This is a genomic window from Streptomyces anthophorae, from assembly GCF_049310305.1.
In the GTDB taxonomy this organism is placed as follows: domain Bacteria; phylum Actinomycetota; class Actinomycetes; order Streptomycetales; family Streptomycetaceae; genus Streptomyces.
In genome coordinates this window covers 81913-104033 of the sequence record NZ_JBLWQQ010000002.1, presented here as the reverse complement: position 1 = coordinate 104033, position 22121 = coordinate 81913, and the positions used below count along the sequence as shown (strand labels likewise).

Genomic DNA, 22121 nt, shown 5'->3' with positions numbered 1-22121 from the left:
CTCAGCAGCCCCGATGAGGTGGTGAACACGGTGCTCCGTTGACGGCTGTGCCCGCATGGCTGACCTGCTCGTGTCCTTCGCCTGGGCAGCACGTTGTAGCGGTATGTCCGCTTCTTCGTCGCTCTCCCGTGCGAGTGTTCCCGCGCAGCAGAAGGCCGCTCTGCCTGCCTACCTGCTGACCCGCGCTCAAGGGGAAGCCGCACGTGTCCTGCTGTCGTACGTCGTCCGGCTGCCCCTGAGCAGCACTGACTCTCGGCTCCTTGCCGCCGTGGTAGGCATTCGCGCCGCCCGCGGTGGCACGGGCAACCTCACCGGCGTCGATCTGCGCTCGTTGCGGTTGACCGACGCACCGCACGCGGTGGCACAGTTGAGGGAACTCGGCTGGTCTTTCGGCGGAGACCTGTTCGCCGCGGATACCGAGGCCGTAGTACCAGTTACGGTGCCCGAGCTCACTGCCGATGCCGACCTCGATCGGCCGCTCGTATTCGGCAAGTTGGCCCGGTCCAGGGTGTCGGGATGGATCACTCGGACCCTCGCCGCCAAGCCTGTCAGGAAGACATCGCCAGCCGCCCGGCTCGCCGCATTGTTCCTGGCCGCGCACAGTTCACCCACGCTCGCCGGCGACCTCCCTGCCGCGCTGCCCAGCGACTGCCGCGATGCGCTGCCCGAGCTCATCGCCAAGGGTTTCATTACCGAGGTGAACGAGCCGCACTACCAACTCGACGACACGATGCGACACCTGTCAGGAATGGCCCCGTGGTGCTTGCACCAGGAGGCCAACCAGCAAGACCACGACCACGCCGCCCATACCACCCGGCGGGCTAGCTCGGTCGCGCAGCCGGAGTTCGATCCGGCGGCCTGGCAGGACTGGAAACAGCGCGCAACACCAGCCCTGCTGCGGCACGTCGAAGCTGTCGAGCAGTGCGCGCACTGCGCCCTGCCGACCGAGCAGGTGGCTGATGCCTTCTCCAAGCCCAGCCACCCCGCCTTCATCCCGAAAAGCGCGCGCGTTGCCTACGGGGCCTGGAAGGACTCCCACCCTGATCGCGGCCCGCAAGCGGCCGAGTTCACCGTCGCCTTCCGTGCCCAGCACGGACACGGCCCCTCCTACACACAGCTGTGTAACGGGATGGGGTGGAACCTGCCCCGGATGGCACGGACGTTCGTCGTGCAGCGCCTCGTCACCAACCAGTGGCTCACCACGACCGGCACCGTCCCCTGGACCCTGCGCCCCGGCGCCACGGCCAATGACGCCGGCATCGCACTCCCCCTGCCACCGCAATCCCGGAGCAACCCGCCTCGGCCTCCCTCGACCCGGCTGTAATGGACTGAGCTGCACTGCCCCGTGATTCTGATGAGGCCGTTCCGCTCTACGCCGAGGAGGAGCCGTGCACGGGCCCGACCTGCCCTCACCCGACGAGCCGATGACCACCGAGGCCGTGCTCGCACGCTGGCCCACCGGCGTACGCAAACGCGAGCTCGTCCACGGAGTGATGTATTTCTACGGGGCGTTCGACGAGCGGGACGTCGACATTGCCAAGCGCGCCTACCCGGGTCGGCGCGCGCTCGTCAACGAAAACGGCGACTTGGAAGTACACCCCGCGGGCCCCGGCGAGCCCCGCTCCGTACTGGATCTGACCGACGCCGAGCGGGAAGCACGCGCCCAGGAGACGATCGCCGAGCTGGAACGGAACGGCATCGTGGTGTCCGAGGAAGCACGCCGAAAGGCCCGCGACCTCATCAACCGGCTCAATCAGGACGGAGATTCCAGGGACACCGGTACCGGCCAGGGCTGAGGACAGGGACTGCCGGGCCCCCTGAACCGTCCGCGGGGAACTCCGCGCAGCGTCGTGAGCGGACTTCCGCCGGGGTAGGAGTTCGTCACCTCCAACGGCCTCCGGGGCCACGGGAGGTACGGAGAGGGCGACCAATGTGGGGGGACACATGGGGCGGAAGGGCCAACCGATCATCCGGACGGCTGTCGTCGGTGAGGACGCGGACTCCGACGAGCCGGCGTTCTGCCCTACTGACCCGTATGAACTCGACGAACTCCGGGAGGAGTTCGCCGGGACCAAATGGTGGTGTGGCCGACTGCTGGGCGGCTGCGGCGGCGAGCTCGTGACAAGGCGGTGCACCGACGACCGGGTCTGTCACTTCTGCCACCGCCCCGACCCCACCGGGCTACTGCCACCGTGCACGCGCCGATCGCACGGCGACAGCAGCGCAGACCACCTGTACCTGAAGTACGGCACCCGCACCTGGCTGCGTCGGCAGGGCCACGAGCCTGCGTACCGGTTCGTCGACCACGACGAGGCGCCGCTCGGCTCGCTCGTTGACATCGACCTGGCCGGACGGCGCCTGCGCATCCACATGGACCCCACTCTGCCCGCGGACTGGGACGGCGTCGGCGGCGAACTGATCCTCGGCCCCGGCGTCCCCGTCTCCCGCGAACGACTGATCCGGATGCGCTACGTCAACCGCGTCCGCTTCACCACCTCCGGCTCCAGCCGGGTCATCACGTTCGGGACTCAGACCGCCGACGAGGGCACCGAGTGGTTCACCGCCGACGAATGCGAGATCAGCCCGGACGGGCGGCTCACGACGCCGGCCGTCACTCGCATCCAGCGCACCGCTTCCACCACTCCCCCGGCGCCCCGACAGGCCGAGCCGGCCGACGTCCCCGCGGACGACGCCGACCCGCAGGGGCCGCTGCAGATCGGCGCGCTGCTGCGTCTGTTGAGTTCGGCCGTCCGCGCCGGCAACGCCGACTATGTGCGCGGGCTGCGCAGCGCGGCCCAGGAGCAGCGCTCCCGGTGCGAGGGCGTCGCGCTGGATCGCCTTGAGGCTGTCCTTGCCGACGCCGACCGTTTCCTGGCCAGTCAGCAGGACTCGCGCTCGATGCTGTTCGACCGTCTGAGGCAGGCCGAACGTGCCGGGTCCCGCGGCGCCGTGCGTTCCCTGCTCCCTCAGGTCCGCGCGCTCCTCGAGTACGACGACGGTCCGCCCACCGGCGAGGAGGCGGCGCTGATCAGCGCGGCCCGGGATATGCTCCGGCCCGCGGCGAAGGTCACCTCGGCGACGTGGACGGCCGGCCCGTCGACACCGCGCTCGCCCCAACCGGCCCCGGATGAGCCTTCCTTGAGTAAGCGGCAGCGCTCTGGCCTCGCCAGGGCCTGCCGCCTGATGGAACGCCTCAACAAGAACCAGGTGGCCGGCGACCAGGAGCGGCACGAGCTCGCCGCGAAGCTGGCCGCCGCAGTGGACCAGATCGGCGACCTGCTCTCCGAGAAGGAGCGTCGCCATGCGCAGATCTGGATCGACCGCTTCCCCGCGCCCACCGCTCCGGCCCGCCCTGCACTGGTGGCCCGGCAGCCGCAGCTCGCGCCGGACAAGCTGCGCGCCGCGGCCGCGGCCGTACGCGGGGCCCTCAAGAAGGCCGCGCGCGAGCAGACCACGACCACATGGGAGCGCCTGGAGCAGCAGCTCGGAGGCGCATTGCCGAAGATGACGGCCGAGGAACAGGTCCAGCTGCTGATCGCCGTCGACGAGACGACGCCCTCGGACCAGGCACCGCTGTCGAGCCTGCTCGCGGCCGCCGACACCAGCGTGCGCCAGCACTACCCGGCCATCGCCGCCGCGTCCGGGCTGGAAGTCCCCGTCGACGATGCTGATTTGCTGGACGTCCTCGAAGCCGATGTCCAGCAGCTGCACGACCACTGGCGTCACTCCTGACCGCACCGGCATTCTTTGTCTCCGGCCTGAGTGGAGCGATGGCCCCACCATGGCGCTGTCCGTTCTCGTGAACATCGGATGTGCGCGCTGCCTCCCGAACTGCTGTCGAAACTGCTCTGCGACGTGAACAAAGCCAGTCGTCTGTTTCGTGCATGCCGGGATGCGGGTGACTACGCTCATGGGCATGACGGCCCGCAAGCGCGTGACGGTGACCCTGCCCCTGGACGTCCTGGAAGCGGCGACCCAAGAAGCCGGCGGGAACCTGTCGGCGTACGTGGCGGAAGCGGTCATGACACAGGCCGTACGGGATTCCGCCGCCCGGCTCGTTCGATGGCAGGAGTTTCGTGCTCAGGGGTTCGCTGAGCTCGATGAGATGCAGCTTGATGCCCTCGACGAGCTGCACGGCGGTGCCGCAGCGTAAGCGAGAGGCTGAGCGTCACCCGCTCCCAAGAGCGAGGAAAGCGGAATCGGGCCAGCTCACCAGTCGACAACTTCACGGCGCGGTGCTGCCGCCCACCCCGAGGTGTCCTTCTCGACGAGCACCTGGACCTGATGAGGCTCCGTTCGGTCGAGGAGGATCACGCTGTTCGCCGTGTACACCAGTTCCGCCGCGATGCCGAGGTCGTCTGTCTCCAGAAGGTGTCCCGCACGCCGAGGACGCTCCAGGCGTGCCATGAGCAGGACTGGAATCTCGTACCTGCGGGCGACGGTGTGGAGGTCGCGGCCGACCTCATCGGCTTGTGCCGCGGTGCGTACGGGCTCACCGTCGTCGGTAAACATCAGCTGCAGGCGGTCGATCACCACCAGACGCAGCGGGGCAGGGCGGCGGACCAGCCCCTCCACAAGCCTGTCCACCCGGCTCGGTGTCAGCTCCTGGGCGCGATCGATGAGCAAATTGGGCACGGAATTTCGGGGCGTTAGCCGTGGTCCGAACAGCAGCACGGGAGTCCCCTGGGCGGCGTTGTGCACAGCGATGTCGTAGCCGGCTTCTGCCTCGCGGCTGCGGGACCGGCATCCCAGGGTGACGAAGCGGTCGGGCTCCAACGCGAGGGTGCGATCCATTTGCGGCCATGGGGTCGGCAGCGGCTTGTCCTCCGGCTCCCTCGGCTTGTGCGACAGCATTCTGTCTTCTGCTGAGGTCTCACTCATGGCGCAGTCTCCTTCTGGGGACTCGGGCGTTCAAAGAGGTCGGTGCTCAGCGTGCGACGGGTCAACGAACCTGTTGTGACGCAGTTGCGCGGCATCCGTCGCAGACGTGGTATCCCGAAGCCTCCGTGCGCGCTCCTATCCCTGGGCGACCGGAAGTTCACTTTCGGGGCGGTGCGGGGCGCCGAAGTCACGGTCGGTGAGGGACCCGAAGCGGGGTTCTGGGCTGGTCCCCGTGCCGCCCGCGTCACACGACGGCCCGACCTCGGTGGGTGTGGTCCAGATGCCGGGCCAGCGCGGATGGCGGTCGGTGAGGGGCAGGTCGCATCCCGAGCACAGCACCGCGGACACCTTGTGGCGCTGCAGCAGCCGGACGAAGCCGACCTGCTTCAGCTCAACGATGTGGTCGTACTCGCCAAGCCATCCGGACATGGCCAGCGAGGTGTTCCAGGTGGCGACGTCTACCGTTTCTTCCCATGTCGTCTCGCCGGAGACCGGGTGGATGATCCGCCACCCGAAGAGCGGCAGTCCCGGGCCGTGCGGCTCCGGGTCCTCGTGGAAGGACTCCGGCACCGGAGCGGTGTAGCTGGGCTGATGTGCGCGGATCTTCGTCTCCAGCACCGGGCGGAGCGCGGCATGCAGCTCATCCAGCGCCGCGAGGACTTGTGTCTGCATGGCTTGCCGCTCCGGGGCCGGGGTCTGGTGCCAGGCACAGATCAAGGTGTGTTCCTGGACGACGTCGATGAACACGGCCTGTTCGACGGATGCAGTGCCGTCATCGGCCAGCAGCACACGGTGCCGCATCATCCCGCCGTCGATGTTCCCGGTCCACTCCACCATCTCGCCCGCCCGCGCCGCTGCTACGGCATCATCCGGGAGAGGAAATCGGGAACGAAGGCTCCCCAGCCATTCGAAGCCCTCGTCGTCTTCGGTATCCCAGTCCAACTCTGTATCCCATTCCGGCAGTTCAGGCTGTGCACTCCCGACTCCGCTGGGGACGCTGCGTACGGGGTTGCGCGGCTTGGACTGCTTGCGGTCTTTCTTCCGTTTCTTGGGCATTTCTTGCTCCTCCTCGGTATTCAGCCTCGGTTGACCAACGATTCACGACCTGCAGTCGGCAGCCGTTCTGCCTTGAGATTGGCCAGGCGATCCAGGCGTTGATTCAGCAGCTGTTCTGCCATCTGCTGCTCGGCCGCCCGGGCAGCCATCTGCGCATCGTCCTGTGGGGCCAGCGGGAACTGCGCACGGTGGCCTTCGTAGGCGGCGTCCCCTTCCGCGACAGCGGCCTCGGCGCGGCACAGCCGGTGCAGCGCTGCCTGCCGCCGCTGGATTCTGATCCGGCGCACGAGCTGCAGCTCGGCCCGTACCCGCAGGGCCGCGGCCGCATCGCCGTCACCGGGCCGCTCGCCTGCCTTCGCCGCTACCAGCTGGCGGGTGTCGTTCTCGCATTGCTCGAGCAGGGCACGGGTAGCGGCAGGGTCGGTGAGGTCGGCGCGGACGGCGACCGCGAGGTCGACGGCGTCGGTCAGCAGGCGCTGCACGCTCTCGTGGCCGGCGCACAGCTCGCAGTGCCCGGCCGCATCCGGGGCGCCGCAGGTACGGCAGGGCTCGGCCTGGCGTGCGGCGTCGGCGGCCGCGGCAGCCGCCCGGTCACGCTCGGCCTGCTCCCGGGCAGCCTGCTGGGCCTTGGCCCGCTCGGCTCGCTCGACCGCGACCTGGGCATGCCGGCGCACAACCTCGTCGGCTTCGGCGGCCACCGCCTCGCGCAGTTGCTCCTCGAGGACCTGGCGGCGCTCGCTGTCCGGGAGGTCGGGCAGCTCCTTGTCGATCCGGGCGGCTGCCCGGGCGCGGTGGGCGCGCTTGAAGTCGATGACGGTGTGGCAGGTGTCGCAGTCGCCACCGGAATCCAGGCGGATCGAGTCGTCGCAGCGCGGGTCCGTGCAGGCCTGGCGCTGCACCAGGCCCCGCCGGATCAGCCACGGGAAGGGACGCTTGACCAGCGCCTCACCACCGGTCTCCTGCAGCCGGTCGGTGAGCCGCCCGGCCAGCAGCCGCGGCGCGGCATCCGGCTGCACCAGCAGGCCCGCCAGCTGCTCGAGCTCCGCCTTCGCGGCCGCTTCGACCAGGTTCTGCTGCCCGTCCGAAAGCTGCTCCCACAGACCTGTCACCGGCTCCAACGCAACCCGCACACCAAGATCATCCGGAAGGCTCCCCCGCTGCTGGTGCGCCTTGACGAGGCGAACGGCCTGCGGCCTGCCGCTGACCGACGCAGCAGCCTGGCTTGCACGCTCATCGCCATAGGCCGGGAACTCCTCGGGCTGTTCCCCGCGCAGCGGGCCATCCTCGCGTCCGCACGCGCGACCCGGCAGATCACCGGACCACTGATCGGCTTCGCCGGAAAACCCCGTACGCACAGTGGGGGGAACCGCCCAAGTCTCCAGGTGAGAGTGATCAGTGTGAAGGGGTGCCGTGGCGGCGGGGTCTGCAAAATCCGCCTTCCGGGGCTTCGGCACCCCGTTGACCTGCGGCTGAGCGTCGGGCGCAGGAGGTTCACTAGGCCTTGCCGTTACGGCGGGGTCTGAAAACACGGGCTTCGGCGCCTGAACACGCCCCTCCCGGACCAGCGCAGCGCGAGTGTGACCGTGCGCGGCCGCGACGGCTGGCACCACCAGGTGCGTGCGCTGCTTCAGATTCGAACCGGTCCCCGCCCGGGGCCGGAACACGAGCTCCTGGTTCTCCAGCCGCTTGAGGATCCCTGCCGCGCCCGCGGGGGTGCAGCCCATCAGCCGGGCCAGCGTCGCCGCCGCCCGCCCCGTGTGCGTGTCCACCGTGCCGCCGCACAGGCGCACATGCCCGTTCTCCCGCGCCTCCAACACCAAAAGAAGCAGCGCCAGACGGTCCGTCGCAGCCCCGTGCCCGCTCCGCGCCCCGATCAGCCCCGCCGGAGACACCCGGCCGTCCCGGTGCGTCCACCCAGGCCCCATCACAGCCTCCATCAGCTGCTGGAAGAGAGCCAGCTCCTTCTTCGACAGCGCCAGCGGATGCCCGATCACACCACGCGCGCCCGACATAGGCAGCACCTCACACCGCAGCCCGTCGGCCTGGCAGAACTCGCCCTCCTCCGTCTCCACCGTGGCCACGCTCGAACCACGCAGCCCCGACGTCACGGAGGACACCGTCCGCTCGGCCAGCCCGATCCACCGGCCCAGCTCCTTCCTGCGAATGAGCACCTCATCGGCCTCCGCCGGCTTCCGCGACGCCAGTACCAGCACAGCCAGACGCACCGAATCCGACACACCCTCCAGACCCGGCGCCTCCAACAATGCATGCACCGCGCCACGCAACCGGGCACGCACATCCCGGCCCAACGACAACGGATGCCGCGCAGGCCGCTCGGACACGCCAGCGGCCGCCGGAACGGAACGCAGCCGCCGCCCACCCGGCACCCCGCCGGCAGGGAGGCCCTCCAGCGTCGCGGCCATCGCCGACTTCGCCATCACAGGGACACACCGCCGCTCACACACAGGCCGTGTGCGGGGCTCAGGCGGGCGGGGCGATCAAAAATCCGCATACCCACCCCAAGGAGCGCCCGGGGCCCAAACGTGACTGCAGAAGACGAAGAATTTTCGATCAGACCGCCGTGGCCGGCCCATGCAGCAGCCAGGCGAACACCCTCGTGGGGATGGGCATCAGGGGCGCGCGTAGCGGGGCGGTTCAAACGCGTCAGTAGATCCGGGGCCCGCAGGCCAAGACCAACTGCGGCCAGGGGGCGGATCGCGACGCCGGAAGAGAAGGAAGTTGCGCCCGAGCCGCGGTGGCCGGGCATGCCCGCGGCCGCGAGTGTGCGGCGACGGAGGTCGTACATGGAGTGATCTCCCCTGTTCGGGGAGTCGCGAACGGTGCGATGTGACCAGCCAGATACCAGACAAAACCGGCCTGGCGTAGGGAGCGCACTGGAGTTTCAGCGCAACACCCTTATCCTGTGGGTAGGTGACCACGAGGCACCCTAGGAAACTAGGAGCCCCGGGCATCACCCGGCAGACGAGGTCACCTCGCTGCTCACGACTCGGTTTGGTTCAGGTCCGAGCGAGTCGAATTGCAAGGAAGCGGCCTCCGTTGTGGCGACGGGGGCCGCTTCGCGTGTGTGGGCTTACGTCATGGATGCCTCCGTGGCCGGCCGCCAGCTGGTCACCTGGGGGTGCTTGCGGGCGAGGCCTGCGAGGAGCCGTACGTACTGCTCAAGGTGAGGTCTCCGTGGGGTTACACCGGTTTCCCAACGAGCCACGGCAAGGCGCCTGACGCCCACGGCTTGGGCCACCATGTCCTGCGTCAGGTTGTCGGCACGCCGTAGGGCCCTCCGGTCGGCAGGCGGAGGCAGGTCGGACGGGCTGCTGAGTAGTGCAGCAATCGGGTCATGCAACTCAGTCAACTCAAGCCTCCTGTCTCATAGGTGCCCCGAAAGATACATCACGCATGTGCAGAAACAAGCCTGGGTGGGGAGTGAGTTGACTGCGTGTCTGGGGGGGGGGGGGGGGGGGGGGGGGGGGGGGGGGCCTCGCAAGCCTCGGTCCTAGTTGTCGCCGGGGCGGGGTGGTCGTGTCAGGGCAGCCAGCACGTTCGCCGGTTGTCCGTCGTACACGATGTGCGGTTCATCGTCTGTCGGGGGCTCGAAACGGCCGGCGTGCCGGATCAGATCCTCCTCGCTGAAGTGGATGCTGTTCGCATCTACCAAGGACTGCTCGTTGCGTTTCCGGACCCGGTCCCAACGCACCTCGTGTGACGCGGGCAGGTAGATCAGCACTGGCGTGCCGCCAGCCTCCAGTGCGGCGGCCGCCCATTCGCCACGCTCACTCGGGGTCCAGAATCCGTGGTCGACCACGACGTCATGCCCGTCGGCCAGGAGCTGCCGGAGCTCATGAGAAATGTCTTCGAGGACGGGTGCCTCCCGGACTCTGAACTGCCCTCGGGGGAAGTCGCGGCCGTAGTGGCCGTAGCGGCGGAACATCTCCTCGTCTGGGCAAAGGCGCCGGAACCCGGCTTCTTCCAGGGCGCGGGCCAGGGTTGTCTTGCCGGAACCCTGCAGACCGGACATGAGGATCGCCCGAGGTGCAGGCCCCGGCCGACCGGCCGGAGGTTGACTGATGCGGTTGATCTTGAATCGTCCTTCCAAGGCCGGTGCGCCGGCTATCTCGTCCAGGGCGGCAGTGCTACTGAGGCCACTCACCGCGGAACCTCGGAAGTGGTGAGGCGCGTGCGGCCAGGAGCACCCAGGTCCACGCCGTACTCCAGCAACTCGCCGTCGTCGTCCACAAAGGACGCGGTGAGCACGAGGATCGCCGCGACGGTTCCGGGCTCCAACTCCAGGAGCTCAAGGTCATCTGCTGTAGCGATGCGAGCGGACTCCTCGTCCAGGCGCTTCGCGACCCGGCGCCCCGTGGCCTTGGCGATCAGGTCCAACGAGAGACCGCCTCGGAGTCGCTCGCTTCGCGCCAGCGCCGGGACAGCGCCTGCGCGGGCGAACTCGGCCGGGATCCACGAAGTGGAGTGCGCAACGATGCCGTGGTCGTCTCGATAGACGCGGCTGCGTCGAATTACGTCGTCACCAGGCGAAATTCCCAGCACGTGAGCGACGTCCTCGGGGGCATCGACGATGCCGCCGGTGTGGTCGGACGATTTTTCGCCGGCGCCCCACGACGACTGCGTCCTGCTGCTGCGGTCGTGCCGCTCCGCTCCCGAGGACAACGAAATGGGGTGCGCCATCACCTCGGTGCCGACGCCGGGGATGCCCTGCACCAGCTTCTCCTCGCGCAGTAGCCGCATCGCACGGTCCGCGGTGGCGGTGCTGATCCCCCACTCCGTCGACAAGGTCTTGATGCTCGGCAGGAGATCGCCCGGCCTGAGGCTTCCGGCACTGATCAGGTCGCGATAGTGGCCCGCGACACGCGCGTACGGCGGCCGATTGTCGGCTCGGGGCGGCCCCGACATGTGCCTTCGCCTCCTCTTATGTCATCTGGTTGCCTCACTATACCGCTTGACACCTGAGGTTACCTGATGCAACCTGATGGAGGTGAGGCGCTGGTGATCCTCCGGGAACACCAACGCACCACCGCAGTAGTCGTCCCCCTTCGCGGGGGGCCGGGGTTGACCTCAGCAGCTTGCTGGTGAGGACACGTCCTCAGCTGGCTGAGGATCAGAGAGCACCATCGAACTCCCCCGGAGCCGGAAGGCCGCGACCACTGCGTGCACGTCGCAGCGCTGTGCGCTGTCTGTCCTGCGGGACGCCGGCCTCGTGCCGTGCGGCCCGCAGTGGCAGAGAGAGCATCGCGACGCGCTCTCTGTCTCTCCGATCCTGAGGAGTCCAGATGTCTGTTTCCACTGTTGAGCGCACCGCCCGGCCCCGCCGGAGCCGGACCCGCTCGCGCACCGTCAACTCCCGCCCGGCGCTGGCCCTCTCCACTCTCAAAGCCCACCAGTACGACCTGCGCAAGGACTGCGCGTCGCTGATCTGCCCCGACTGCGAGACGTTGGTGCCGATCACCAACCTCAGCTCGAGGTCGAAGAAGGCGAAGGTCGTGCCCCACGACACCAATGTTCCGGCGGTCCGCTGTCACCTGGGTAGCAACCGCGTGGTCATCCTCGACGTGAGGGTCGGTGCGTGGCGGGAACGCCTGCAGGACGGTCACGCGGAGACCGGCCACCGCCGCTCGACCACCGTGCTGCGCAAGCCGATGGCCGCGGTCGCTCCGGCCGTCAGCCAGATCGCCGCACGAAAGCAGATGGCGACGACGGACGACGAGCCCGGCGACGGCCGCGCGATGTGGCTGCTGCGCGAGATGAAGTGGGCCTCGACCGAGCCCGCGGTCCGCGACACCGACACCCGCCGCGCGCAGCTGCCCGACGGCGACGCGCCGCTCGGTGCCCCGCGGGTACCGCTCAAGACGCTCCACCCCCGGCACCGCACGAGCTGACCAACTCCGGACGAACGACCACGGCCCCGGCCACCCCGCACAAGGGGAGGCCGGGGCCGTGGCTGCTCGTACGACAGCCGCGTTCCCTGACAAGGAGTTTGATCATGCGCGCTACGTCCGAGAACACCGTCACGATCCACGACATCGACTGGGACCTGAACTGGGCGCCCGAGGGCGCGCTGCGGGAGCCGTGGGACCGGCTCAGCGCTGAGACCGCCGACGAGTACCTGGCGCTTTCCCGCGCGATGGGCGAGACGCTCGTCGAGCAGGAGTACTACGCCGCGGACCGGTTCGGTCAGCTCATGCGGATCATCCTGCTGAAGACGACGCCCGAGTCACACCAAAGCGAGGGCCAGGGCGCGGTCTACGTGTTCCAGCTCTGATCGTGCCCTGAACCCTGCGACGAACGACCACGGCCCCCGCCCACCCCGCGCAAGTCGGGTGGGCGGGGGCCGTGGCTGCTCGTACGAGCGGTCAAAACGGCGACAGCCCCGGCGACTTGAGACCCCCGGGGCTGTCCAAGACCTACCAGGAGGCCTGATGCGAACCAGCATCGCACACTACGCGACCGACTCCGACCCGGACATGGACGAGGCCCTGCGCCGCGCCCGGCAGGGGAAGTGATCGGCATGGACTGGCGATTTGGCGCGGCCTGCCGCAACGAGGACCCCGAGCTGTTCTTCCCCATCGGCGAGACCGGCCCGGCGCTCTTCCAGATCGAGGAGGCCAAGGCCGTGTGCCGCCGCTGCCCGGTCATGGAGCAGTGCCTGCAGTGGGCGCTGGAGTCCGGTCAGGACTCCGGCGTCTGGGGCGGCCTGTCCGAGGCGGAGCGGCGCAGCATGAAGCGCCGCGCCGCCCGGCGGCGCGCGAAGGAGGCGTCGGCATGACGGACGCCGACCGCAAGCGCCTGGAGGACGAGGTCCGGAAGACGAACACGGACCACGACTTCGGCCGCCGCGCCCATGGCTGACCCTCTGCACCACCACCGGGGCCTTTGATCCATTGCCCCAGCCGACATTCGCCACCTCTGTCGGTTGCCTGATCCGCCCGTCCCGACCCCGCTGAACCATGGGGCCGGAACGGGCGGTGAGGGGGAGCCGGACAGCCCGGACCCACCAGTGCATGAAGGGGAGTTGTGATGGCCCGTGTCACCCGCGCCCGCATGAACGACGAGGCCGACTACCTCGAGGGTGTAGCCGCCCGGCAGTCCGATGAGGCCGCCGTCGACGCCGACCAGGCGGCCAGGGCGAGCACGTACGACGAGGACCGGGCGTTGAACCGCCGCCTCGCGGCCAACGCCCGCTCCAACGCACGCGAGTACCGCACTCAGGCGGACATCCTGCGCGCCGGCGAGATCCCCGAGGGCTACAGGTTCGACTGACCCGACCTCTCCCGTCCGACGGAAGCACCAGGCGACTGCTCGCCTGCACCACAGCGCCATCTCCCACCGGCCGCCCGGCATACGAGCGGCCGGTCTTTTCGCACGCCTTCGGCCCGGCCACCAACGCGGGCCTCACACCCGATTGGAGGCGCTCATGCGCCGCACCCCCACGACCGCCGTCCCGGCCGACGAACAGATGCTCGCCTGCCTGCACTCGCCGGCATGCCCGACCGCAGAGAGCGAGGAACGGGAGGCCGCGGTTCCCGTCGCCTCTCACCCGGAGCAGGGCTGGAGCCTGCTGTGCAACGGCGTCCTGCTCTTCGACGACACCGGGGAGCTGCTGCCCAACGGCACGATCGTCGCCCCGCACCGCCCCCAGATGGCCATGGCCTGACGGCTGCCCGATCCGCCCGCACCGAGCGCCCACCTCACGGCGGCCGGGACGGGCGGCGACAGAGAGCCGGACAGACCGGCCGGACATTCGAACGCCGCCCCGCCCGGGACGGCACCCGACCCGGAAGGAGGCGGCGTGGCCGCCACACGAACCCGTAAGAGGCCCACCGCCCGCAAGAAGCCGGCGGCCGCGAAGCAGTCCACCGCCTCCACCACCCCCGCCACTCCCCCGGCCGACGCGACGCAGCCGGAGACGCACACGGAGGCGCTCGACGTCGTCGCGGATGCCCGGGACCGGGCATCCGACATCATCGACATCGCCCGCGCCCAGGCCTCGCTCCTGCAGGAAGAGGCCGAGGACCAGGCGGCGCGCACCGTCGCCGACACGCAGGCGAAGGTCACCGAGCTGCTCACCGCGGCTCGCGACCGCGCCTCGGGGATCGCCGCCGACGCCGACCAGGAGGCCACCGCGCAGCGCGCGGCGGCCAAGCAGGACCTGGAGGCGGCGCGCGGCGAGGCCGACCGGCTCCTCGCCGACGCCCGCCAGCGCGCCGAAGCCCTGGTGGCCGAGGCCCGCGTGCAGGTCGCCGACCTGACCGAGCTGGCCACCACCGACCGCGAGGCGACCGGCAAGGCCGTCGCCGAGCTGCGGCGCCTGGCCGAGGCCGACCTCACCGAGCTCGGCGCCCTCATCGACCAGCGGCGTCAGGAAGCCGGGCAGATCCTGGCCCGCGCGCAGGAGCAGGCCGACCATCTGGTGGCCGCGGCGCAGCACGAGGTCGACCAGGCGCGCGAGCGGTTCGCTCAGCTCGCGGAAACGGCAGCCGAGCAGTACGACGCCCGGCGCGCCGAGGCGGAGCAGCTGTACACGGACGCGGTCAAGGCCGCCGACGAGCGGCGCCGCGAGGCCGACCAGCATGTCGCGGCCGCGCACACCGAGGCGGAGCAGGCCCGCACCGAGCTGCGCGAGAAGCTGCGCGCGCTGACCGACCAGTTCGACGCGGAGGCTGCCGACAAGCGCAAGGCACTGGCCGACGATCTCGCCGACCTCAAGGCGCAGTGCGACAAGCAGCGCGAGCGGCTGCGGCAGGAGAGCAAGACTGTCGCGGCGCAGCTGCGGGAGGCGGCGCAGAAGGAGGCCGACCGCATCACCGCGGACGCGGAGAAGAAGGCCAAGGGCATCACCGAGCGGGCACAGGCTGACGAGGCCCGCGCCCGCCGGATGCTGGACGAGGCCCGCGAGGCCAAGAAGGCCAACTCCAAGTTCCGGGGCTGGCATCAGCGGCTCGGTCGCAAGGCGTGGAAGACCGCGCCGTGGATCGCGCTGGCGGCCGGCGTCGGGCTGGCCGCCTCGGGCGAGTACGAACTGGCCCGCATGGTCGGGATCAACGCGTACGTTGCTCCGCTGCTGCCGGTGTCGCTGGACGTGTACTGCGTGACGGCGTTCCGCGCCAAGCGGGACATCCCGGCAGCGCTGACTCTGATGGCGTCGGCGAACGTGATCTACCACCTGTCCGAGCAGGCGCACATCGTCAAGGAGGGCCAGTCGGCGCCGTGGCAGCTGACCACCTTCGTCGTGCTGATCTTCGTGGCCGTCATCTGGCGTGTCCACTCGCTCATGCACGAGGCCGGTACGGACGGACACGGTGGTACGGACACGACGCCCGTACCGGACGCCCGTACCGGTACGGGCCAGCAGCCGGGCGGTACGGCCGGTGCGGCGCACGCCCGTACAGCCCGTACCAGTACGGACCCGTACGGGCTGCCAGCCGGTACACCGGCCGCCCGTACAGGCCACGGCGCGACTGGTACGGAGCCTGTACACGCCGCCGCGCACCAGTCCGCTCCGGAGACCGTGAATGCGGGCCTGACCAGCGCGTACAACGGCCGTACCAGCGACGTACAGGCCGCCCGTGGCGGGGCTGCGCGTACCAGTACGGAGCACACCGGCCGTACCAGCGCCGCCGCGTACGAGGGCGGCACGCGTACTAGTACGGTCACCGCCCGCACCGCCGCGACGGGCGCGGGTCCGGCGACGCGTACTGGTACGGCGAACGGCAGCTCCCGTACCGGCACAGGAGCCCCGACCGCCCGTACCGGTACGGGCACGCCCGCCCGTACCGACGACGAACTGATGCCGCTCGTACGGGAGCTGCCGCGGGAGCCGGACGGCTTCGTCAATATCAGCCGCGTCCGGACCGTGATCGGTGTCCGCCAGGACCGCGCGGTCCGGCTGCTGTCCAAGAGCGGTCTGCTGCGCCCCGCGGACGCGAACAAGTACCTGACCTGACCCACCGTCCGGCACACAACAGTGAAGGTCAGCAGCCCAGTTGAGGTGGGCTGCTGACCTTCGCTGCGACTGCCGGAAGCAGTCACAGAACCCCAGTACAGCAGGAGGAACCCGTCATGACCAGCAACAACGAGCAGGCCCGTTCTGACGGGTCCACCCAGAAAGAGACCAGCAGCGAGGCGCTCAAGGGCATCGCCCAGAACCCGGACGCCTACGCCGCCTATCTCGCGGACCTGGAGAGCGCGCTGCTGAAGATGAAGCAGAACTTCGAGACGCTGCAGACCCACGTACGAGTCCACGCCCGCGGCCAGCGCGTGGCCGGCGACAAGTTCGGGCAGGCCCGGCTGCGGGCGCTGCCGCTCGAGGCGTCGGTGCGCAGCATCATTTCCGGCCTGGAAAGCGTCACCAAGGGCATGGAAAAGAGCTCGCACCGGCATTTCGCGCACGCCGAAAAGGTTCAGGAAGTCGCCAAGGTGCGAAAGGATAAGGCGCTGGAGAAGGAAAGGAAGAAGAATCCGCTCCCGCGCCCGGTCCCGAGCAGGCCGTCGCAGGCTCCGCAGGCTGGACAGGGTCAGAATTTCGGCTATTCTACTGTTGAGTCGCTGCGCGGCCTCACCGACCGGGAGACGGCGTGAGTGCAAACCGCCCGCTCACCAAGGTCGAGCGCAAGAACTATAACCGTGCCGCGCATGAGCAGAAAATCCAGAAGGATTTGATCGCGCAGCACGGAAACGAGCTCGGGAATTTCTACTACTGGCTTCGGCTCATGAATATCCGGGGCACGCAGGCCTATCGCGGTGGAGACCTGAGCCTGATCCGGGACGTCTCGCTCGCCCTGCAGAACGTCCACGAGCGCCACAACCGCTGAACCCTTCCGTGTCACCCGTGAAGCGGGCCGCTCCGAGCCGGAGCGGCCCGCTTCCGGCATCCCAACGCGTGCCGCGCGTGACGCGTACCGCGCGTGCCGCGCACGCGTGTACGCGAGGCGCACCGCGCCTGTCAAGATCCAAGGGAGGCTGTCCGTGTCCGATGACGACGACAGCGGAACCGTCCTGCACCTGCCGCCAAGGCCCGGCAATTCCGACTCCGGCGTACCCAGCGCCCCGAATGCCGGAAGCCTTTTCAACCCGCCCCGCCCCGATCCGGAAGGAGACCCTGACGGCAGAGAGGACGGTGCCGATTCCGGTGAGCCGCACGGCGGGGCGTATGTTCCTTCATTGCGGGACCCGGAATCCTTTCTCCGTGATTCCGGAGTTCCGGCGCCGCCCGATGAATACGGCGACGACGGCGAATATGAAGACGAAGCCGAATACGAGCAGCCGCGTTCTTTCGCTGACCGGCTCGGGGACTGGCTTGAACTGCGCCTCGATATCCGCCGCGCCCGCTTGGACGCCGAGGCGCCGTACCGTGAGGCGGAAATAGCCCGCAAGGTGTCGCTGCTGGAATCAAAAACGGCCAGCGAGACCGGGCTGATGGACGCACAGAACAAGCTGCGTCAGGCCCACCTCAAAGCGCGCGGTGACAAGGCCGGCGCCCGCGGCGGCGCAGGAGCCGGCTCGGGCTCCGGGCTCGGTTCGGACAAGGGCCGCGGCAAGAGCGGCGGCCTGTCCGGCGGCGGCCGCGGATCGGGCAGTGGCCGGCAGGGCTCGGGCGGCGCGCGCGGCCCCGGGCAGCAGCGCTCCCCGCAGCGGAACGGTGCCCACGGCAATGCCTCCGGCAGCCACAACTCCAGGACGCCCACGAAGGCGCCTGGGGGCGGTCCTGGTGGCCGTGCGCACGGAAGCGGACCGAAGGGGCCGGGAAGCCCCCGCGGGGGCTCTGGAGGCGGCTCTGGAGGCTCCGGGCGGGGCGGCAACCAGCCCAAGGGGGCGGGGAGTTCAGGCACGACGAACCGGTCGCCCAAGACGCCCACGCCGCCGAAGAAGACGCTCGATCCGCACAAGCCCGGCAACCGGCCGTGGAAGGACGGCGGCCGGGGCGGCGGAGGCAAGCTGCCCGGCGCGGGCGGCGCCACCGGCCCCTGGAAGGACAAGCCGACCAACAAGCCCGCTTCCCCGAACGGCAAGCACGGCGGCGGCTCTTCCGGCGCCTGGCCCGTCAACAAGACGCCCACCCCGCCGAAGAAGACGATCGACCCGCACAAGCCCGGCAGCCGCCCCTGGAAGGACGACCCCCGACCGGGCCCGAAGCCGACCGGCCCCGGCTCGAAGTCGACCGGTTCGGACGCGAAAACGTCAAACGCTCCCAAGCCGTCGGCCCCGAAGGGCGGCACGGCCGGCACGTTCGGCGCGGGCCGGGTGTTCGATCCGCACAAGCCCGGCGAGCGCCCGTGGAAGCCACCACTGAAGGGAGCCGAGCCCAACCGGGACAAGAACCCCGGCACCAAGAGCACACCGGGCCCCGGAGCCCCGGGCGGCACTCCGATCAACCTGACCAAGGACAAGCCCAAGAAGAAGGAGGCCCCCTCCGGCGGTCCTGCGCACGAGAAAGCCGGCAAGGATCGCGCACGCAAGAAGAGCAAGAAGACGACGGCGGGCAGCCGGCCGGACGAGGACCCGCTGTCGGACCGCGAACGCTTCCATGACCAGTTCTGGGAGATCTGGGAGGAGCGGGCGCAGGAAGCGTTCGAGCAGTACGACGGCGACTGGTCCGACGAGTCCATCAACGCGTACCTGCGCAGCCTGTGGCACAACTACGGACATGCCGAGCCCGGCACCCCGCGGTGGAGCTTCTTCCACAAGACCCGGAAGCGGTTCGAGGACATCCTCGAGAACCGGCGCCGGGAGAGGGAGAAGGCCAACGCCGAAGCGCGGGCCCGCCGGGGCGAAGGGACGGTGACGGCGGACTCCGTCGGCATCACCGTCGAACGTGACGATCCACCCCCCTCCCCCGACGCCGAGCCGGCCACGCAGCCCGCGCAGGGACAGCGTCCGGAAAACAGCCCGGCCGGGCTGACCCGCGGGGTCCCAGGGCTGCCGCCCGCGCCGACCCCGCACACCCAGCGGCCGGGCACGACCCGGCCCGACAGCCAGGAGCACTCTGTGGCCGATACCCAAGTAGCCCATCGCAGTACGCAGGGCGGCCTCGCCGTCAAGCACCAGACCGACATCACCTTCGACGAGTACCTGATCGAGATGACGTCCATCGCCGTGCAGGCCGGAGCGGACGGCGAGAGGGCCGAGGCGGTCACGCTCACCATGACCAAGGTCGTCGCCCTGCTCAAGGAGATGGCCGCCGACCTTGCCGACGATCACAACGTTGGCCCGAAGGTGACCGGCCGGATCGAAGCGGCCACCGAGCGGGGCGATGTCATGGAAGAGACCGCGCAGCGGTTCGCTTCCATGTGTGCGGACGCGTTCGAGGGCGGCAAGCTCGCCGCCGGCCGCGTCGCCAAGGTCTACGGCGAGGACATGGACGCCAAGCAGGACGCGGGCATCGACCACGTCTCCGCGGCCGTCCACCACAACTAGCCCCCAGAGAAGGGAAGAAGCGCATGAGTGACCTCGTGCCCCGGCAGACGGCCGGATCCGCGCCGGGCGACGGCGACAACAGCTACCCCGCGGTGCAGGCCAAACTCGAGGTGCTGATCCAGCTCCTGGACGACGGCGCCGTCGAACTGGAATCGCTGCACCGGTCCATGAAGAAGAACGCGGCCCGTTGCCTGCGCGTCGAGACGGACATCGAGAACGCCGACTTCGACGACGAGTTCATCGAACTGACCAGCCATGTGAACACCGCCCTGGGCGGCGCAGTCAGCCAGGGCAAGGTCCTGCGGCAGGACGCCGAAGAGGTCGCCGAAGAACTCCGTCAGGCCCGCCAGACGCACGCCAAGGACTACGGACCGCTGGACGCCGTCCGCAGCGGACGGCGCCACCGGACCCCCAAGCCGGGCGTCTTCGCACGATAAGCAGCAACATCCCGCAACCCACCCACCCAGGGGCGGTCCCGCACATCACGCGGGACCGCCCCTGTCCACGACCACGACCGAGTTCCACCCCCACTCGGAGCAAAGGAGGAGCCCACCGTGTCCATGCCGCGTGCAGCCGCGCTGGAGCGTCTCGCCTACACCCTGGCCGCACCGGCTCTGGCCACGGCCCCCAACCTCGACCCGTCCGGGCCCGTCACCGCATCCATCGCCGGCCTCGGCGTCATCGGCGCCGCCGGCATCGCCGTCTCCACCAACGCCACCGAAGGCCGCGGGCGGAAGATCCTGCGCTGGATCCCGCCCGCGCTGGCCGGCGCGATCGACGTCGTCGCCAGCTACACCCCCGGCACCGGCCCCGCCGCCATGGACCTGATCATGGCGGGGGTGTGGGCGGCCGCCGGCTGGGCCGTCATGCCCTACGCCAAACACAGCCGCCGCCACAACCGGCCCTCCCTCGCCAACACCCCGCGCATGGAGCTGGAACCGGCCCCGGAACCGCCCACCCCGGCACAGCCCGACGACGGCGCCTCCGAACTCACCCGCGGCGTCCGCGGGATGTGGGAGCGCGCCGGGATGCCCGGCCGCACCATCGTCATCCGGGCCGACCGGCACGAGGGCCGCACCGACGACATGACGCTGCTGGTCCGCGCCTCCGAACCCGGCCGCCCCATCACCTCGCTGAGCAAGGCCGCGATCGCCGCCGCATTCGAAACCGAGGAAGCGTTCGTGCACATCACCTCGGTCCTCGCCACCAAGGGCCGCATGAGCGGGCCCGGTTGGGCGGAAGTCCACATCACCCCCGAGGCCGACCGGCGCCGCAGCCACAACCCGACCGCCAAGGAGAAGTGGGCCGACCGGATCGCCGGCCGCAACGGCGGCGCCCCCGGCACCCAGCTCGTAAGCGTCAAGCGCGACGACGAACGCGGCGTGAAGTTCTACCGCGGCGTCTGCACTGACACCACGGACGTCCCGCGCATCGACCTGATGAAGGTGCTGCGCGGCCTGGGCCTGCCCGAGGACGACAGCCGCGCCTTCGTCCTCATCGACGGCGCCGAGTTCCTCATCAGCGTCTTCGACACTCCGCCGCTCTCCCCGACATTCGCCGCCACCCGCGAGCTCCTCACCCCGGACCCCAAGACCGGCCGCTACGTGTGCGGATTCAGCATCACCGGACAACCTGTGAAGAGCTTCATTTACCAGCACGACAAGAACGCCGCCAAGCACGGCCTGGTCCTCGGCGTCACCCGCGGCGGCAAAACGCAGTACTTCGCCGTCACCATGGCCGCCGAATCCCTCGCCGGCCACGTCGTGTGGCTGTCCTCTTGCTTCAAGGACGAAAAGACCACCGCGCTGGGCGAGTACATCGACCGCCAGGGCATCAGCCCGATCTACATGGCCCGCCAGCTGCGCGCCGCGAAGGCCCTGTGCCAGATCCGCGCGGAGATGCCGTGGGCGTACGACGGCAAGCCGCACGACTACAAGCCGGGCGACGACCGCTGCCCCTACCGGCAGCTCAACGTGTACGCCGACGAGTTCATGACCGCCTCCCAGGACGCGGAGTTCGGTGAATTCATCCAGGCCGACGGCGACGCACTGACCGTCATGGGCCTCAAGTACGGCATCGGCTTCAACCCGGCCGGCCAGTCCCCGTTCGCACACAACGGGTTCTCCACCGAGATGAAGGACAACCTGCGGCAGAACTCGCGGCCGGTCGTCTTCAACATGGGCTCCCCGTCCGCGACCCGCAAGGCCGCCGAGGGAACCATGGAAAACCCCTACGACGTACCGACCATCCCCACCCGCTACGCCCCCAAGGAAGGCTCCGCGATCGAGCGGGCCATGGCCGGCGAGGCCGAACCCGAGAACGGGGTGAGCACCGGCGGCGTCGCCGTCGTCGTCCTCGACAACGGCCGCGCCGTGCTGATGAAGGCCCTCTACGTCGACTTCGACCAGGACCTCGGTGAGATCTTCCCCGCCGAGACTCCCCGGCTGACCGACCACGAGATCAGCGAACTCGAAAAGCTCGGCCTGTGGGGCGACTGGAACCGCCCGCCGGACCCGGGCGAGTTCTGGCCCGAGCCCGACGACGACTCGGACGGCGACGGCGGAGGAGGCGGCAAGCGCAAGCCCCGCGGCAAGAACGCCGGCAAGCGCGCCGAGATCACCTCCACCCGGCAGGCCCTCGAGGCCATCCGCAACCTCACCAACGCCTGACCGCACCAAAACACCGCAGCCCGTCCGCTCACCCCGAGCGGACGGGCTGCCCCACGCCTGAAGGAGTCACCA

At 69.7% G+C, this 22121-nt stretch carries 21 protein-coding genes; 15 read left to right on the top strand and 6 right to left on the bottom strand.

Features of this window, described 5'->3' with window-relative positions:
* Nucleotides 1-55: 55 nt before the first annotated feature.
* From ACNYS0_RS43440 to ACNYS0_RS43425, 4 genes are all read left to right on the top strand, one after another.
* Nucleotides 56-1324, top strand: a complete 1269-nt coding sequence (locus tag ACNYS0_RS43440) for a hypothetical protein (protein ID WP_422404952.1) — start codon at nucleotides 56-58, stop codon at nucleotides 1322-1324.
* Nucleotides 1325-1388: 64 nt separating this feature from the next.
* Entirely contained in the window at nucleotides 1389-1796 is a 408-nt protein-coding gene (locus tag ACNYS0_RS43435; RefSeq protein WP_422404951.1) for a hypothetical protein, read from the top strand.
* Nucleotides 1797-1944: 148 nt separating this feature from the next.
* Nucleotides 1945-3732 carry a hypothetical protein gene (locus ACNYS0_RS43430; RefSeq protein WP_422404950.1) on the top strand — a complete coding sequence of 596 codons (1788 nt, stop codon included), beginning with the start codon at nucleotides 1945-1947 and terminating at the stop codon, nucleotides 3730-3732.
* Between the two features lie 184 nt (nucleotides 3733-3916).
* On the top strand, nucleotides 3917-4153 hold the full coding sequence (locus ACNYS0_RS43425) for a type II toxin-antitoxin system CcdA family antitoxin (RefSeq protein ID WP_422404949.1): 237 nt from the start codon (nucleotides 3917-3919) through the stop codon (nucleotides 4151-4153).
* A gap of 56 nt (nucleotides 4154-4209) precedes the next feature.
* On the opposite strand, the gene ACNYS0_RS43420 is transcribed toward ACNYS0_RS43425, so the two are convergent.
* The 6 genes from ACNYS0_RS43420 to ACNYS0_RS43395 all read right to left on the bottom strand — a co-directional run bounded on the left by ACNYS0_RS43420 (nucleotide 4210) and on the right by ACNYS0_RS43395 (nucleotide 10863).
* On the bottom strand, nucleotides 4210-4881 hold the full coding sequence (locus tag ACNYS0_RS43420; RefSeq protein ID WP_422404948.1) for a DnaB-like helicase C-terminal domain-containing protein: 672 nt from the start codon (nucleotides 4879-4881) through the stop codon (nucleotides 4210-4212).
* Between the two features lie 135 nt (nucleotides 4882-5016).
* Nucleotides 5017-5937, bottom strand: a complete 921-nt coding sequence (locus ACNYS0_RS43415; RefSeq protein WP_422404947.1) for a hypothetical protein — start codon at nucleotides 5935-5937, stop codon at nucleotides 5017-5019.
* 20 nt (nucleotides 5938-5957) lie between these two features.
* Nucleotides 5958-8360, bottom strand: coding sequence for a hypothetical protein (locus tag ACNYS0_RS43410; RefSeq protein WP_422404946.1), 2403 nt, complete (start codon nucleotides 8358-8360; stop codon nucleotides 5958-5960).
* A gap of 668 nt (nucleotides 8361-9028) precedes the next feature.
* Entirely contained in the window at nucleotides 9029-9298 is a 270-nt protein-coding gene (locus tag ACNYS0_RS43405; protein WP_422405062.1) for a helix-turn-helix domain-containing protein, read from the bottom strand.
* A 150-nt stretch (nucleotides 9299-9448) separates the two neighbouring features.
* Nucleotides 9449-10048: a P-loop nucleotide/nucleoside kinase family protein gene (locus ACNYS0_RS43400; RefSeq protein ID WP_422405061.1), complete on the bottom strand. Its 600-nt coding sequence runs from the start codon at nucleotides 10046-10048 to the stop codon at nucleotides 9449-9451.
* A 50-nt stretch (nucleotides 10049-10098) separates the two neighbouring features.
* On the bottom strand, nucleotides 10099-10863 hold the full coding sequence (locus ACNYS0_RS43395) for a GntR family transcriptional regulator (RefSeq protein WP_422404945.1): 765 nt from the start codon (nucleotides 10861-10863) through the stop codon (nucleotides 10099-10101).
* A 377-nt stretch (nucleotides 10864-11240) separates the two neighbouring features.
* Here ACNYS0_RS43395 and ACNYS0_RS43390 point away from each other — a divergent pair, with 377 nt between their 5' ends.
* From ACNYS0_RS43390 to ACNYS0_RS43340, 11 genes are all read left to right on the top strand, one after another.
* Nucleotides 11241-11846 carry a hypothetical protein gene (locus tag ACNYS0_RS43390; RefSeq protein WP_422404944.1) on the top strand — a complete coding sequence of 202 codons (606 nt, stop codon included), beginning with the start codon at nucleotides 11241-11243 and terminating at the stop codon, nucleotides 11844-11846.
* 104 nt (nucleotides 11847-11950) lie between these two features.
* Nucleotides 11951-12229, top strand: coding sequence for a glycosyltransferase family protein (locus ACNYS0_RS43385; protein ID WP_422404943.1), 279 nt, complete (start codon nucleotides 11951-11953; stop codon nucleotides 12227-12229).
* A gap of 246 nt (nucleotides 12230-12475) precedes the next feature.
* Nucleotides 12476-12733, top strand: coding sequence for a WhiB family transcriptional regulator (locus tag ACNYS0_RS43380; RefSeq protein ID WP_422404942.1), 258 nt, complete (start codon nucleotides 12476-12478; stop codon nucleotides 12731-12733).
* A gap of 251 nt (nucleotides 12734-12984) precedes the next feature.
* Nucleotides 12985-13227 carry a hypothetical protein gene (locus tag ACNYS0_RS43375; protein ID WP_422404941.1) on the top strand — a complete coding sequence of 81 codons (243 nt, stop codon included), beginning with the start codon at nucleotides 12985-12987 and terminating at the stop codon, nucleotides 13225-13227.
* 154 nt (nucleotides 13228-13381) lie between these two features.
* On the top strand, nucleotides 13382-13621 hold the full coding sequence (locus ACNYS0_RS43370) for a DUF5999 family protein (protein WP_422482937.1): 240 nt from the start codon (nucleotides 13382-13384) through the stop codon (nucleotides 13619-13621).
* Nucleotides 13622-13756: 135 nt separating this feature from the next.
* Nucleotides 13757-15910 (top strand): hypothetical protein, encoded by a 2154-nt coding sequence (locus ACNYS0_RS43365; protein WP_422404936.1) that lies wholly within the window; start codon nucleotides 13757-13759, stop codon nucleotides 15908-15910.
* Between the two features lie 116 nt (nucleotides 15911-16026).
* On the top strand, nucleotides 16027-16545 hold the full coding sequence (locus ACNYS0_RS43360; protein ID WP_422404935.1) for a hypothetical protein: 519 nt from the start codon (nucleotides 16027-16029) through the stop codon (nucleotides 16543-16545).
* Nucleotides 16542-16778 carry a hypothetical protein gene (locus ACNYS0_RS43355; protein WP_422404934.1) on the top strand — a complete coding sequence of 79 codons (237 nt, stop codon included), beginning with the start codon at nucleotides 16542-16544 and terminating at the stop codon, nucleotides 16776-16778. Before ACNYS0_RS43360 ends, ACNYS0_RS43355 begins: the two co-directional genes overlap by 4 nt.
* 517 nt (nucleotides 16779-17295) lie before the next feature.
* Nucleotides 17296-19380 (top strand): hypothetical protein, encoded by a 2085-nt coding sequence (locus ACNYS0_RS43350; RefSeq protein WP_422482936.1) that lies wholly within the window; start codon nucleotides 17296-17298, stop codon nucleotides 19378-19380.
* A gap of 23 nt (nucleotides 19381-19403) precedes the next feature.
* A complete protein-coding gene (locus ACNYS0_RS43345) occupies nucleotides 19404-19817 on the top strand; it encodes a conjugal transfer protein TraB (protein WP_422404932.1) in 414 nt (137 codons plus the stop codon).
* Between the two features lie 123 nt (nucleotides 19818-19940).
* The gene (locus tag ACNYS0_RS43340) at nucleotides 19941-22049 is read left to right on the top strand and encodes a chromosome segregation protein ParM (protein WP_422405060.1); all 2109 of its coding nucleotides are present in this window, start codon (nucleotides 19941-19943) and stop codon (nucleotides 22047-22049) included.
* Nucleotides 22050-22121: the final 72 nt, after the last annotated feature.